General features: G+C 62.7%; 13 protein-coding genes and 1 other RNA gene. 3 read left to right on the top strand and 11 right to left on the bottom strand.

Annotated elements, in window-relative coordinates:
* Nucleotides 1–158 precede the first annotated feature (158 nt).
* The 5 genes from gcvH to J9885_RS15295 all read right to left on the bottom strand — a co-directional run bounded on the left by gcvH (nt 159) and on the right by J9885_RS15295 (nt 5,410).
* On the bottom strand, nt 159–548 hold the full coding sequence (gcvH, locus tag J9885_RS15315; RefSeq protein ID WP_042076214.1) for a glycine cleavage system protein GcvH: 390 nt from the start codon (nt 546–548) through the stop codon (nt 159–161).
* A gap of 78 nt (nt 549–626) precedes the next feature.
* Complete coding sequence (gcvT, locus tag J9885_RS15310) at nt 627–1,724, bottom strand: glycine cleavage system aminomethyltransferase GcvT (RefSeq protein WP_210549954.1); 1,098 nt, start codon at nt 1,722–1,724, stop codon at nt 627–629.
* A 381-nt stretch (nt 1,725–2,105) separates the two neighbouring features.
* Entirely contained in the window at nt 2,106–3,326 is a 1,221-nt protein-coding gene (locus J9885_RS15305) for an FAD-dependent 2-octaprenylphenol hydroxylase (protein WP_210549953.1), read from the bottom strand.
* A 98-nt stretch (nt 3,327–3,424) separates the two neighbouring features.
* Complete coding sequence (ubiH, locus tag J9885_RS15300; protein WP_210549952.1) at nt 3,425–4,648, bottom strand: 2-octaprenyl-6-methoxyphenyl hydroxylase; 1,224 nt, start codon at nt 4,646–4,648, stop codon at nt 3,425–3,427.
* 192 nt (nt 4,649–4,840) lie between these two features.
* Entirely contained in the window at nt 4,841–5,410 is a 570-nt protein-coding gene (locus tag J9885_RS15295) for a UPF0149 family protein (protein ID WP_134695620.1), read from the bottom strand.
* Nucleotides 5,411–5,583: 173 nt separating this feature from the next.
* Between J9885_RS15295 and zapA the strand changes: the two genes are divergently transcribed.
* Together zapA and ssrS are read left to right on the top strand one after the other, a co-directional pair.
* The gene (gene zapA, locus J9885_RS15290) at nt 5,584–5,916 is read left to right on the top strand and encodes a cell division protein ZapA (RefSeq protein ID WP_210549951.1); all 333 of its coding nucleotides are present in this window, start codon (nt 5,584–5,586) and stop codon (nt 5,914–5,916) included.
* A 16-nt stretch (nt 5,917–5,932) separates the two neighbouring features.
* Nucleotides 5,933–6,115, top strand: a non-coding RNA gene (gene ssrS, locus J9885_RS15285) — 6S RNA.
* A gap of 153 nt (nt 6,116–6,268) precedes the next feature.
* Here ssrS and emrD read toward each other — a convergent pair.
* The 4 genes from emrD to J9885_RS15265 form a co-directional block, all read right to left on the bottom strand.
* Nucleotides 6,269–7,468: a multidrug efflux MFS transporter EmrD gene (emrD, locus tag J9885_RS15280; RefSeq protein WP_210549950.1), complete on the bottom strand. Its 1,200-nt coding sequence runs from the start codon at nt 7,466–7,468 to the stop codon at nt 6,269–6,271.
* Nucleotides 7,469–7,949: 481 nt separating this feature from the next.
* The gene (locus J9885_RS15275) at nt 7,950–8,612 is read right to left on the bottom strand and encodes a glutathione S-transferase N-terminal domain-containing protein (RefSeq protein ID WP_210549949.1); all 663 of its coding nucleotides are present in this window, start codon (nt 8,610–8,612) and stop codon (nt 7,950–7,952) included.
* Between the two features lie 31 nt (nt 8,613–8,643).
* Nucleotides 8,644–9,252: a glutathione S-transferase family protein gene (locus J9885_RS15270; protein ID WP_210549948.1), complete on the bottom strand. Its 609-nt coding sequence runs from the start codon at nt 9,250–9,252 to the stop codon at nt 8,644–8,646.
* Nucleotides 9,253–9,432: 180 nt separating this feature from the next.
* A complete protein-coding gene (locus tag J9885_RS15265) occupies nt 9,433–9,888 on the bottom strand; it encodes a hypothetical protein (protein WP_210549947.1) in 456 nt (151 codons plus the stop codon).
* 200 nt (nt 9,889–10,088) lie between these two features.
* On the opposite strand from J9885_RS15265, the gene suhB reads away from it, so the two are divergent.
* Entirely contained in the window at nt 10,089–10,892 is an 804-nt protein-coding gene (suhB, locus tag J9885_RS15260) for an inositol-1-monophosphatase (protein WP_043759823.1), read from the top strand.
* A gap of 290 nt (nt 10,893–11,182) precedes the next feature.
* On the opposite strand, the gene J9885_RS15255 is transcribed toward suhB, so the two are convergent.
* Complete coding sequence (locus tag J9885_RS15255) at nt 11,183–12,058, bottom strand: OmpA family protein (RefSeq protein ID WP_197068419.1); 876 nt, start codon at nt 12,056–12,058, stop codon at nt 11,183–11,185.
* A gap of 68 nt (nt 12,059–12,126) precedes the next feature.
* Nucleotides 12,127–14,100 (bottom strand): methyl-accepting chemotaxis protein, encoded by a 1,974-nt coding sequence (locus J9885_RS15250; protein ID WP_210549946.1) that lies wholly within the window; start codon nt 14,098–14,100, stop codon nt 12,127–12,129.
* Between the last annotated feature and the right edge of the window lie 54 nt (nt 14,101–14,154).

Here is a 14,154-nt window from a genome sequence, read left to right as displayed (position 1 = left end):
TACCGGCTCCACTCATGTTCTGTGTCCGCCGCGGGCAGACGGGGGATGCGGCAGGGGCATCCCGCAGGCGCAAAGGCTGCGCCCTTCCTGCAACCTCCATGGCCGCAGGATGGCAAGCATACAAGAGGGCCCTGCTGTGTTGGCAGGGCCCGGGGGCATTACTCTTCGTCCACCACGTTCTGGTAGCCGTCGGCATCCAGCAGGTTGGCGAGCTCGCCCGCGTCGTCCAGCTTGATGCGGAACAGCCAGCCAGCGCCGTACGGATCGGAGTTGACCAGCTCGGGGCTGCCTTCCAGCTCTTCGTTGACGGCCAGGATCTCGCCACTCACCGGGCTGTAGATGTCGGAGGCGGCCTTGACGGACTCGGCCACGGCGCAGTCTTCACCGGCGCTCACCTGCTTGCCCACTTCCGGCAGATCGACAAACACCATGTCACCCAGCAGATCCTGGGCGTGCTCGGTGATACCGACCACGGCTTCGCCGTTGGCTTCAACACGGACCCACTCGTGGGAGGTGGCATATTTCAGTTCGCTCGGGATATGGCTCATTTGTGCTTCCTTTATGCTCTTGGATCGCTTCAACAAAAACGGTTCGGCGAAGGGAACTGCCTTCGCCGCAATGAATGATTACACCAATGGCTGGCCGTTGCGCACGAACGCCGGTTTGGTGACTTTGACGGTGACCAGCTTCTTGCGGATCTCGACCTGGGCCTCGGCGCCGATATCGCGTGGCACCCGCGCCAGGGCGATGCTGTAGCCCAGGGTCGGCGAGAAGGAACCCGAGGTGATCACCCCTTCGCGCACTTCGCCGCTCTCGCTGGTGAAGGTGACCGGCATGCCGGCACGCAGCACGCCCTTCTCTTCCATCACCAGACCCACCAGCTTGGGCTGGTTGCCGGCGGCCTTCTGGGCCTCCAGCACGGCGCGGCCGATGAAGGCGCGATCACTCGGCTCCCAGGCGATGGTCCAGGCCATGTTGGCGGCAAGCGGAGAGACCGACTCGTCCATGTCCTGGCCATAGAGGTTCATGCCCGCTTCGAGGCGCAGGGTGTCGCGGGCGCCCAGGCCGCAGGGGGCCACGCCGTTGTCCAGCAGCGCCTGCCACAGATCGCACGCCTGCTCTTGCGGCACCACGACCTCGTAGCCATCTTCACCGGTGTAGCCGGTGGTGGCGATGAAGAGCTCGCCGGCCTGCACACCGAAGAAGGGTTTCATGCCTTCAACCGCAGCATTTTGCTCGGCGCTGAACACCTTGGCCGCCTTGGCCTTCGCATTCGGCCCCTGCACCGCGATCATGGCGAGCTCGGGGCGCTCGGTCACGTCCACGCCGAAGTCCAGGGCGTGGTGACGGATCCAGGCCAGATCCTTCTCGCGGGTGGCGGAGTTCACCACCAGGCGGTAGAAGGTATCAGTCAGATAATAGGTGATGAGGTCATCGATGACGCCGCCTTCCGGGGTCAGCATACCGCTGTAGAGGGCCTTGCCGGAGACGGTGAGTTTGGCCACGTCGTTGGCCAGCAGGTGTTGCAGGAAGGCTTTGACCCGCTCGCCGGTCAAATCGACGATGGTCATGTGGGAGACATCGAACATGCCTGCATCGGTGCGCACCGCGTGGTGCTCTTCCAACTGGGAGCCGTAGTTGATGGGCATCTCCCAACCGTGGAAGTCCACCATCTTGGCACCCGCTTCCAGGTGTTTGGGATGCAATACAGTAGTCTGGATCATCGCTGTGTTTCCTTAAGCGTTCGCGACAACACTCGCAATCCGCCCCGGCTCGTCGGGAAAAACGGACCACAAGCTCTGTGCTCGTTCCCGCCCGGGCGGGCAGGAGTGATTCCTTGAACGGTGCGGATTATATGACAAGCGCGCCGTGGCGCCGCTCAAAAAAAACTAATCCTCATCCGATACACTGACACCAGACACTAAGGCAAAAACAGTGATAAAAACAGTGCAAACCGCACATCAACAAGATTTAATGTTGATTTTAACCGCTTCGTCACAATTTACAGAAAAACGTTTCGCTGATTGCCAACATTAAAGGCTGACACCCCGAAAGGGTATGCAGCCTTGTCAGATTAGTTTTCTTGTTAAAATACCGGAGTAATATTAGATTTTTTCACCCTTGGCCAGGGCGGGGAGCTCCCCTTCCAGCCCCATGGCCGCCCGGACCACGCCCTGTTTGAGGGGACCCAGCCCGTCGACGGCACAGAGCCCCACCCCGCGCACCAGTTTCTTGAGGGGGTTGCTGCCTGCAAACAGCCGCTTGAGCCCTTCCATCGCCGCCAGCATGCGGGCGGCCTCGCTCTTGCGCCAGCGCTCGTAACCCCGCAGGTTGGCGAGCAGACCGATGTCCGCCCCCATGCCGTGGTGCCCGAGGATCTGCTCCGCCAGGGCCGCCGCATCCAGCAACCCCAGATTGACCCCCTGCCCCGCCAGCGGGTGTATGGTGTGGGCCGCATCCCCCACCAGCACCAGACGCTCGCGGGCAAAGTCACGGGCGTAGCGGGCGGTAAGCGGGATGGCGCTGCGGGCCCCCTCCACCTTGCACAGCCCGAGCCTGGCGTCGAAGGCGGCAGTGAGCTGGCGATTGAAGGCGTCGTCATCGCAGGCGCACAGCGCCTCGGCCCGGGCGGCGGGCACCGACCAGACGATGGAGCAGAGATCGGGCTGCCACAGGGGCAGGAAGGCGAGCGGCCCCTGGGGGGTGAAGATCTGGCGGGCGACCGCCTCGTGGGGCTCGGCACAGCGCACCGTCGCCACCAGGGCGTGGTGGCCATAGTCCCAGCTGGTCAGCGGGATGTCGGCCTGACGGCGCACCCAGGAGTGGGCACCGTCGGCGGCCACTACCAGTCTGGCCGAGATGGCCTGGCCATCCTCGAGCAAGAGGAGGGATCCCGCTGGACCGCTCTGCAGGCTCTTGGCCCGGGCCGGCGTCAGCAGCCGGATGTTGCTGGCCCCTTCGATGGCCTCCAGCAGCGCTAGCTGGATGACCCGATTCTCGACGATGTGGCCGAGCGCCGGCTGACGCAGGGTAGCGGCGTCGAACGCGATCTGGCCAAAGCTGTCCTGCTCCCACACCGCCATATTCTCGTAGGGCTGCAGGCGGCGCGCCTCGATCCCGGCCCAGGCGCCGACCCCCTGCAGGATGCGCTGGCTGGCCAGACTCAGGGCGCTGACCCTGTTGTCCGGCGCCTCGCCCAGCGCGGGATCCGGCAGCTGCCCCTCCACGATGGCCACCTTGAGCGCACGGTTCTTGAGGGCCGCGGCCAGCCCCAGGCCCACCATGCCGCCCCCCACGATCACCACATCTACTTCTTGCATCTGCATTCTCTTATGTCCTTTCGTGGCTGATCACCGGGATCAGCGGAGCCACGCCCGCGGGCGCGCCTCTTCGATATGTCGTGTCCACCGGGCCAGGCGGCGCCTCATGGCCGGCACACGTCGGTGACGAACCCCAGGGTGCGGGAAGCCAGCGGCGCCTTGAGCCAGGGCAGTCGTCCCATCAGGGAGAGCGCCAGGTTGCGCCCCGCCACCAGGGGAGCGTGGCCGTTGGAGAAGAGCTGGGCCAGGGAGGAGGTGAGCCAGACGGTCTGGGCTTGATCCTCCCGGCGCGATTGCCAGTAACCGTTTAGCACCTCGAAGCTGCCGATGTCCTCCCCCACAAGGAGCGCCTGGCCAACGGCGCGGGTGAGCAGGTCAAGGTCGCGCATGCCGAGGTTGAAGCCCTGACCGGCGATGGGGTGCAGCAGATGGGCGGCGTTGCCCACCAGCACGGTGCGCTGGGCCAGGGGATAATCGGCCACCGTCAGCACCAGCGGATAGAGGTGGCGCACGCCGGTGCGTTCGAAACGCCCGAGGCGCCAGCCAAAGGCCTCCTGCAGGCGGGCGAGAAACGCCGCGTCGTCCAGCGCCATCAGGGCCTGTGCCTCGTCCCGCGCCAGGCTCCAGACCAGGGAGGAGAGCCCCTCCTGCATCGGCAGCAGGGCGAGCGGCCCCCCTTCGGTGAAGCGCTCGAAGGCCCGCCCGGCGGGATCCTGGGCAGTCTTCACCGTGGCGATGATGGCGCTCTGGCCATAGTCGTGGCGACTGACCGGCATCTTGAAGTGCTGGCGCACGAAGGAGTTGCCCCCATCCGCCGCCACCAGCAGCCGGGTCCGATAGCGCTCGTCCGTGGCGAGGGTCAGGGTCACCCCTTCTTCGTCGGGGTCAATCTGTGCGAGCTGGGCCGGGCAGCACACCCGTATCTGCGGGGTGGCGGCAAGCGCCCGCTGCAACTCGATGCCGGCGGCAGAGAGTTCGATCACCTGGCCGAGCGCCGGCAAGCCGTATTCCGCCGCCGACAGCCTGGCCTGGCCGCAGTGGCCCCGATCCGAGACGTGAATGTCGGTGATAGGGGCGCAATGGGGGGCGAAACGGGACCAGATGCCGTGGCGGGTCAAGGCCTCGCAGGTGCCCGCCGAGAGGGCGATGGCGCGGGCGTCGAAGCCGGGATGGGCATTGAGCTCGGGGGCGCTCGCCTCCAGCAGCAGGATCTGCAGGGGGGCACCGTCCGGTCCCCGGAGGGCGGCGAGGGAGAGGGCCAGCACGGCGCCGCTCATACCGCCGCCGACGATAGTCACGTCAACGTGAGCCAGATCAGATTGAGACATGAGAAGAGGGCATAGGCAAAAAACGTGGGCCAATCGTATCACAAAGCCGACAGGCGGGATGCGAAGCCACGGGCAAAAAAGCGATCTGCCGCCGCGCACCGGCGTGCCGTCCCAACCGGTTTCCCCCCACCATCGACAAAAAAAGAGCGCCATGGGGCGCTCTTTTTCTCATGTACCGGGTTGGCCGGATGCTCAATGCAGGGTCGGCGGGGTGCTCGGTGCGTCCGGGCGCTTGCCAAACTCCTCGAACGCCATCATGACCCCGAGGCGTACATGTTCGTAGAGCACCAGGAAGGAGGCTTCGTTCTCGTCGTCCTCCTGATCGAACTCCGCAGAGACCTGGGTGATGCTGGCGATGTCCTGGATCATCTCCTGCAGCTCTTCGGATGCCTTGGAGAGCTCCTGCTGCACCACGCCAAAACCGGCGAGGAAGGCCTGGGACCAGTCCACCAGGGCATCGATGCGCTCGTCGAGGGGCGTTTCGTCATTCGGCAGCAGCAACTCGACCCCTTTTTGCGCCATCAGGCTCTCGATGACCTCCTGATAGAGTTCGGTCATCACCTGGCGCACCGGGGCCGGCAGGCCGAAGCCGTCGTTGACCAGATCGTTGAAGTGGGGCAGCCAGCTCTTGTCGTCCAGTGCCACGCCACCGCACACCAGGCCGCAGATCACGCCATGGGCCTCGACAGCCGTCGCCATCAGCTCGTGCTGCTCCATCAGGTCGGCCACGGCCGCGTATTTCAGGGGGTTCGTTTTGCTCATCGGGGATCCGCTCAAAGTTCAGGCAAATATGCAGAATTTATGGCCCGGATCCTAGCATTCTCCCCTCTCCAGAGCCAGCAAGGCCTTGAAAGTTCTGCATCTGCGCTATATAGTCCCGCCCAGTTGTCCACGTGGATAAAGGCGGAAATCAGCCCCGCCGTATTGAGGAAGGCATGAGCATAGAGGCCGTAGAAATCGTCATTTTGGGACGTCCCTACAAGGTGTCCTGTCCCCTGGGACAACAGGATGCCCTGCGCCAGGCCGCCGACCAGCTGACCGACAAACTCATCGAGCTTCGTCAACGTTCCAAGGTCTCCAGCAACGAACAGCTGGCAGTCATGGCAGCACTCAATTTCTGCCATGAGCTCTGTCTTGAAAAAGACAAGAATCACCAATACTCTGAGACCATGGACAAGCGGATCAAGATGCTGCAACGCACCATCGAAGCGGCCTTGATCGAGCACGGACAATATGGCGAATCCAGCGACGAAGGCGTACAACCCTAACTCGCAACGTTTTTGAAATTCCCTGGGGTGTTTGTCAGCCGGTTCAAGTCCCCGAGCCGATATTCATACCAAACAGGGGATCTGCCTTCTGGCTATTGCGCATGCTCGGCACGACCGAGAAGCCTGCGGTCAGATCCGATCCCCGCCTTGAACCGACGGTTCAAGGGCCCAAACCGGCAACGGCATCTCCGGGGTACCAACAGCAAAAAGCCCGTCACCAGCGTGACGGGCTTTTTCTTTGCCTGCGCGGCAGCCCCCTCCCCCAGCAGTTGCAGTCATCCGGCATATCAGCCCCCAGCGGCGGCCCATAAAAAACCCGCCAACTCGGGCGGGTCTTTTCACATCATTAGGCTCACACGGCCATCTGCTCGTGAGGCGAACCGTGGTGACGCAGCCAGAGGAAGCTCAGCGCCACGATCAGCACCATCAGTGTCATGATGGCGCCCAGGGTCACCTGCCCCTCCATCGGGAAGCAGGCCGCCAGCAGGGTCACGATGCCGGCCCCCAGGTTCTGCATGCCACCGAGGATGGCACCGGCGGTGCCCGCCTGGCCCGGGAAGGGTTCGATGGCGCAGGAGGTGGCGGTCGGATAGAGGATACCGCTGCCGATGAAGTAGACGGCAGCTCCACCCACCAGGGAAGCGGCACTCACTATCCCGAACAGACCGGGCAGCAGGATGATGAGCGCCCCCAGCGCCAGGAAGGCAATGCCAAGGCGCATCAGCTTGCCCTGGCTCAGGCGAAAACTCAGCTTGGCAGAGAGCCAGGCACCGAACAGGTAGCCGGGCAGCGGCAGTACGAACAGCACGCTGACGGTGCGGGCACTCAGCTTGAGCACGTCGCCCAGCAGCACGCCGGCGGCCGCTTCAAACACCGCCAGACCGGCGAAGGTCGCCATCAGGCAGAGCAGGTTGCCCTGAAAACGCGGGTTGCCGAGCACGTGGCGATAGGCGGCACCGACTCGCAGCGGCTGCTGACGGGCCTCCTCCGGCAAGGTTTCGACAAACCAGGCCAGTATGGCCAGGGTCGCCACGGCGCCAAAGCCGAACAGGAACCAGTAGCCCGCACGCCAGTTGAACAGCTCGGTCAGCCAGCCACCCAGCACGGGGGCCAGCAGCGGGGAGAAGATCACCCCCATGCTGACCAGGCTGTTGGCCCGGTTGAGCTCGGCGCCGGTGTAGCGGTCGCGCATCAGGGTGCGGCTCATGGCGCCGCCGGCCCCGGTCCCCAGCCCCTGGATGAAGCTGCCCGCCAGCAGCGCCATGAAACTCGGGATCAGCTGGATGGTCAGGGTACCCACCAGGAACACCATCATGCCGATGATGATGATGGGGCGACGGCCGATGCGATCCGACAAGGGGCCGTAGACAAACTGGGAAAGGCCGTACGGGATCAGGTAGCAGGCCATCACCGCCTGCAGCTGGCCGGAGGCCACGTTGAAGTCCCCCGCCATCATGGGAATGGAGGGCACGTAGAGGGTCTGGGTCATCTGACCCACGGCGACCATCAGGATGGTCAGGAAAAACAGGGGATAGAAACTGTGCCGATACATAGCTGTCGTCCGAAAAAATCAATAAGCCGCCACCCTCCGGGCAGGGATCTGCAGGAGGAGTCAGACAAGGGTCGTTGAAGAAATGAAACAAGGCGGAGGACCCGCACCCGCCAGGAGCAGGACGCTCTTTGGCTTGCGATAATCTTAGTGATTCATGTCACAAAAAACGAACGAATCTTTATAATCTGCTTTCCCAAGTTTTTCTAATGTGACGAGCCTGAGTCCCCGTCAGCCGGTCGTTCACCGGGTCGTGATCGGTATTCCGACACCCTTAGCCCACCTCCCCTTCAGCCCTTAGCCGCCACGTCTGGCCTGTTTGCCCGCCAGAACCCCGTCCATGAACCACCCGCCACCACACCATCCTCGGTGAGAGGCTCAGGAACACAAGGGCGCAAGGCGGGCAATGGGGAAAGAGATGCAAGGAAGGGGGGATAGAGGAGAGGGGAAAAAGAGATGGCCCGTCACGGGCCATCCTCTTGCGTCAGCGGGTCACCATCTGCTGTGCCCGCTTGACCTGATCCTCGGGGGTCTCGTTGCGTGGCGGTATGGTGATGCCCTTCTGGCAAGCCGGCTTGGCCTCCATCCGTGCCATCCAGGCCTGCAGGTGCACCAGCCCCTCGATGGAGATGCCGCTCCAGTCATGAATGCGCACCCAGGGCCAGGTGGCGATGTCGGCGATACTGTACTCGTCGGCCAGGTACTCATGATTCGCCAGATGGCCATCGAGCACCTCGAAGAGGCGGCGCCCCTCCTTCTGGTAACGCTCGATGGCGGCCGGGATCTTCTCGGGGAAATAGCGATAGAAGACGTTGGCCTGCCCCATCATGGGACCGACACCGCCCATCTGGAACATCAGCCACTGGATGGCCTGGGAGCGGCGCTTCGGATCCTGGGGCAGCAACTTGCCGGTCTTCTCCGCCAGATAGAGAAGGATGGCGCCGGACTCGAACACAGCGAAGTCCCCGTTGTCCCGATCGACGATGGCCGGGATGCGGCCATTGGGGTTGATGGCCAGGAACTCGGGCTGCTTCTGCTCCATGGTCGAGAAGTCGAGGGGGATCACCCTGTAGGGCAGTCCCATCTCTTCGAGGGCGATCGAGATCTTGAAGCCATTGGGAGTGGCGGCGGTATACAGATCTATCATCTTGGACTCCTTGAATGTTCAAACATGAGTATCAGGCCTGGGCGCTGGGACGTGAACTCACCCTGTCGTGCCAAGCCTGCAAATGACGCTGTTCGGGGGCGATGCGAATATCGACGACCTTGCCAAAGTCGATGGAGCACAGGGCCAGGATGTCGGCGATGGTGAAGCGCTCCCCCGCCACATAGGGCTGCTCGGCCAGCCTGGCATCGAGCTTGGCAAACCAGGTCAGGGCCTGCTGCTTGCACTCTTCGCCCCACTCGGGGAAGACGGTCTCCCTGTCCTTGTAAAAACCTGTGATGTGGCGAAACGCCATGCCCGTCGGCAACCAGAGGTTGAACTCGATGAAGCGGCTCCACATCTCGACGGTGGCGCGCTCCAGTGCCGTGCGGCCAAACAGGTTGGGCTCGGGATGCAGTTCTTCGAAATAACGGCAGATGGCCAGGGTCTCGCTGAGATAGGTGCCGTCATCGAGCTCGAGCACCGGGATACGCCCCGCCGGGTTCTTGGCCAGAAACTCGGGCGCGAGGTTCTCCCCCGCGCCCAGATCGACCTGTTGATAGGCCATCTCGATCCCCTTCTCCGCCAGAAACATCCTGACCCGGCGGGCGTTGGGGGCCCGTTTCAATTCATAAATCTTCATCTCACCTCCTGTGGCGAAGCAGACACGAACCATTGTCGTCTGGCGTGCAGGCGCCATGGCTCGCGGCGCATATCGGTCTGTTGGAACATGTTATACCGGCCCACCGGTGTAACATATTTCCTTGTTCCTTATGACAAATATTGCGCCGCTTGAACAGTCTGCATCAGGGGAGATGGGTCGCTAGCTGCACAGCACCATGGGTTGACGCTGACGCAGCAGGATGAGGCGGGAGAGCAGCGGGAAGTAGGATCCCAGCTTGCTCTGCAATACCAGGCCGCAGGCGGGATCCGTCAGCTCCCCCTCGTCCAGCACGATGCCGTTGGAGACGAAATAGAAATGTGGATCCCTGACGTCCGGCCCCTGGCGAGGCCGATCATATTGCCGCTGCACCAGAAGGGGCAACACCGGCAGCCCCAGGGTGTCGCCGCTGGTGCTCCAGACGGGGGCCGGCCATGCCCCATCATCGTCTTCCAGCAGCAAGACGGCCGCCTCTTCCTTCGACGGTTGCCACTGCTCCGGCTCCGTCACCCTGACCTCGCGGAAGTAATCCCCTGACCCGTTGGCACGACGCAAGGCGGCCAACACGTCCAATGTTGTCGTCGCCGACGGTTTTTGACTGACTAATGACAGATTCATGGTTCATGTCCCTATGCTAACCACAGCCTGTTATCCAGCTGTCGCGATAAGATTAGACGAAGATGAGCCTTTATTGGAGCCGTCAGATCTATCAGTCCGGGATATGTACGTGCCAGGCTATAATGGTTGCCATTCCCCGGAATACTGGTAAGATACCGCGTCCTTTTATCCCCCGTTCTTTAACATCCAGTGGTGAACCTATGCATCCGATGCTGAATATCGCCGTGCGCGCTGCGCGCAACGCCGGTCAAGTTGTAGTAAAAGCCTTCTCTCAACCCGAGAACATCGAGGTTATCCAGAAGGGCAGCAATGACTTCGTGACCAACGTTGACCGTGACGCCGAAGCGGCCATCATTCATACCATCAAAAAATCTTACCCGGAACACAGCATCGTGGCTGAAGAGTCTGGTGAGATCGCCGGTACCAATCCGGATTACCAATGGATCATCGACCCACTGGATGGCACGACCAACCTGGTCAAGGGCATTCCGCACTTTGCCGTCTCCATCGCCCTGCGCGTCAAGGGCAAGACCGAACAAGCCGTCATCTACGATCCCATCCGCGATGAGCTGTTCACCGCGACCCGTGGCAGCGGCGCCCAGCTGAACGGCTACCGTATCCGTGTCGGCAAGGCCAAAGAACTGTCCGGCACCATCCTGGCCACCGGTTTCCCGTTCAAGCAGAAGCACCACATCGAGTCTTACCTGAAGATGTTCCAGAGCATGTTCATCGAATGTGCCGACATCCGCCGTGCCGGCTCTGCCGCCCTGGACCTGGCCTATGTGGCCGCCGGTCGCATCGACGGTTTCTGGGAAATCGGCCTGAAGCCCTGGGACACCGCAGCCGGTGAGCTGCTGGCCAAGGAAGCCGGCGCCATCGTCACCGACTTCGTCGGTGGTCACAACTACGAGAACTCCGGCAACATCGTCGTGGCCAACCCCCGCGTCCTGAAAGAGATGCTCGGCAAGATCCGCGAAGAACTGCCGGAATCCCTGGCCAAGTAAGCGCGTATCCTTGAAAAAAATGCCAGTCGGCCCGGCCGACTGGCATTTTTTATGGCTGGATTTCATGGCGGCATGAGAAAAGAGGCCGCCCTCATCATCACCACGGCCACCCGGTCAGAAGGTCAGAAGGTCAGAAGGTCAGAAGGTCAGAAGGTCAGAAGGTCAGATGGTCAGATGGTCAGATGGTCAGATGGTCAGATGGTCAGATGGTCAGATGGTCAGATGGTCAGATGGTCAGATGGTCAGATGGTCAGATGGTCAGATGGTCAGATGGTCAGATGGTCAGATGGTCAGATGGTACCGTTACGACCCATGTTGATCACCACCCGCCGGTTTTTGGCACGCCCCGCATCCGTCTCATTGGAGGCCACATGCTGTTTCTCGCCATGGCCTTCCACCGAGATCTTGCCCTCCTCGATGCCAAGATCCACAAACACCTGCTTGATGGCATCGGCCCGCTTCTCGGAGAGCTTCTGGTTTGGCCAGCGGCCGCCATAGCTGTCGCTGTAAGCGTCGATCACCACCACATCGATGCTCTTGTCCGCCTTCACATAGTCACCGATCATCGCCAGTCGCCGCTTGGAGGCCGGTGACAACTGATCGCTGTTCTTGTCGTAGGAGAGCACGCTGAAGGCGATGTCGTTGAAGCTGTAGGGCAAAAGGCCGCTCAGACAGTCCATGAAAGCCTGGTACTTGACCCTGAAGTTGACCGAGGAGAGGGAGACCCGGACCGGCCTGTCCTGACGATACCAGTCACGATACTGGAAGGTCGGCATGCGCCCCCCTTCCAGTTCGTCCAGCATGGTCCAGGCGGTCTGGCCCGCGACCAGGCCGTCGAACTGCTGGTAAAACTGCAGCTGGCTTATCTGCCGCCCCGCGACACCGGGGCGCCAGCTGGGAGGCATTATCCCGAGACTCACTGTCTGGGTGCGCGCCTGGGGGCGCTGTCCTTTCAGCTCGAAATCCAGATTGATCTTGCGACCCGCCCGGCTGACGAAAGCCCCCGTGCCCCAGCGGGGAATGGGATGCTCCAGCCTGCACTCCACCTGGGTATCCGAAGTCAGGCGCCAGACGGATTGATCCAGGCCGGCGCCGAATTCGGTCACTCCCGCCTGCAACTGCATACTCACTGATATGCTGACCAACCCCAACACCCAAGCATTCAACGGCTTGCCCTCCACGCTATCTCGAATTACCTATCGGCCGTAGCGGGGCAAGCTTTAGGGCAAAACGCTCAGTGGGGGGAAGAATGCGCCATCAGTTTGAAGCTGGCGAGGCGCCCCGCCAGCTCGCGGGCCAGTTTGTCCAGCTCGGCACTGTGCTGCTGCAGGGTTTCAGAATGCTGGCGATGCGCCTCGTACACTTCGCGGATGGTCAACACGTTGTGCTGGATATCGTCCGTCACGTAGCGCTGCTCCTCGGTGGCGGTGGCCACCTGGGCGGTCATGTCGCTCACCTTGCGCACCTCGTTGACGATGTCGGTCAACTCATTCCCCGCCCGCTTGGCCTCCGTCACGCTGAGGCCTGCCTGCTCCGTGCCCATGTGCATGGCCGTGACCGCCTGATCGGCCCCCTGGCGCAGGCGACCCAGCATCTGCTCTATCTCATCCGCCGCCTGCTGGGTGCGCCCGGCGAGCGCCCTCACCTCTTCGGCCACCACCGCAAAGCCGCGCCCGGACTCCCCGGCGCGGGCCGCCTCGATGGCCGCATTGAGGGCCAGCAGATTGGTCCTGTCGGAAATCTGCTTGATGAGGCTCAAGGCCTCCCCCACCGACTCGGTGTCACGGTGCAGGCTGTCCACCAGCAGCCGGGTGTCGGCCAGGGTGCCCGCCACCTGCTGGATAGCGTCTATGGTCTGATCCACCTCCTTGTCACCCTGCCGGGCCCGGCCGATGGCCTGCTGGGTCGCCTGGGAGGTCTGGGTGGCGTTGCGGGCAATCTCGGCCACCGTCGAGGCCATCTCGGTGGCGGCGGTCGCCACCAGATCCACCTGCCCGAATCCCTTGGCCACGCCGGCATTCACCTCAGCAATGACGCTGGCCGAGGTGGCGGCGCTGTGCATCAGCACGTCGCAGGAGCGGCGCACCGCCAGCAACAGACTCTCCAGATGGGCGAGGAAGCGGTTCAAGTCCTGCGCCAGCGCCCCCAGCTCGTCCCCCGAGCGCCAGTTAACCCGCACGGTCAGGTCGTTCTCCTGCACCAGCTTCTTGAAGGTCTGGTGCAGGGCCATGAAGCCCAGGTGCAGATCCCGCACCACCCGCCAGCTGACGAAGGTGGTCAGGGCGATGCACAGGAGCACGCCGAGCGCCCCCCACCAGAATGCGCCCGCACTCCTGGCCCGCATCTGCTCGACCCGCTCGAGCAGCTGCTGATAGAGGCTGTCTTCTATCTCCTTGAGCAGGCCTATCTTGTCGGTGCTCAGGGCAAACCAGGCTTCGGCATCGATCCCGAACCCGCCGCTGGTCGCCTTCTCCAGGGCCAGCGTCTCCATGTCCGCCACCCTGGCCACCACGGGGGACGCCAGGCTGTCGCTCAGCAGCTGACGCTGGGAGGGGCTCGCCACCGCCTGGAAACGCTCGAGGTAGGTATTCTGGGCGGACAGGAGGGAGATGAACTGCTGCAACAGTGCCGGCGTGAAGCTGTCGCGCCCGAACACGTTGCTCAGGGTCGCCCGCTCCAGCCCCATGCGCTCCTTGCTCTGCAGGAAAGCGGCATAGGCATTGGTTTGCAGCGCTATGGTGGCGTCGTGGCTGTCGACACTGATCTGATCCACCACGGCCAGCAGCTGGGTCACCAGGCGGGTATAGAAGCCAACCTGATCCGCCACCTCGACTCCCAGGGCGCTGACCCGCTCACGCATGGCGGTCAGCCCGGCCAGCCCCTGCTGTACCTCGGTCAGGGCCAGCAAGGCCGGATCCTGCTGGAAGCGTTGCAGCAGGGTGTCGACCACCTTGCGCTGGGTCGGCAGGGCGTCGCGGAACTTGTTGCCGCCGGAGCCCAGGAAGCCGGCCGACATGCCGCGCTCCTTTTGCAGCTCATGGGCCAGCTGCGCCGCCTCCTTCACCACGGCCAGCGCGGCCAGCGCCTCGCTCATCTCCTGTTCGACCTGGTAGCGTTCATAGACGTACCGACCAGAAAAGAACAGCAGGGCCAACAGTGGCAAACAGACTACCAGCAGCATCTTGTGTGCCAATCCCAGCTTTTTCATCGCCTCTCCCTCCATGGTTGAAGTCGCCAATTATAGGCGCAAGTGCTTCAAATA

It is taken from the genome of Aeromonas sp. SrichE-2G (assembly GCF_017939565.1).
Taxonomy (GTDB): Bacteria; Pseudomonadota; Gammaproteobacteria; order Enterobacterales; family Aeromonadaceae; genus Aeromonas; species Aeromonas taiwanensis.
The sequence above is the reverse complement of the archived record's forward strand: the minus strand, read 5'-3'. Positions and strand labels throughout refer to the sequence as shown.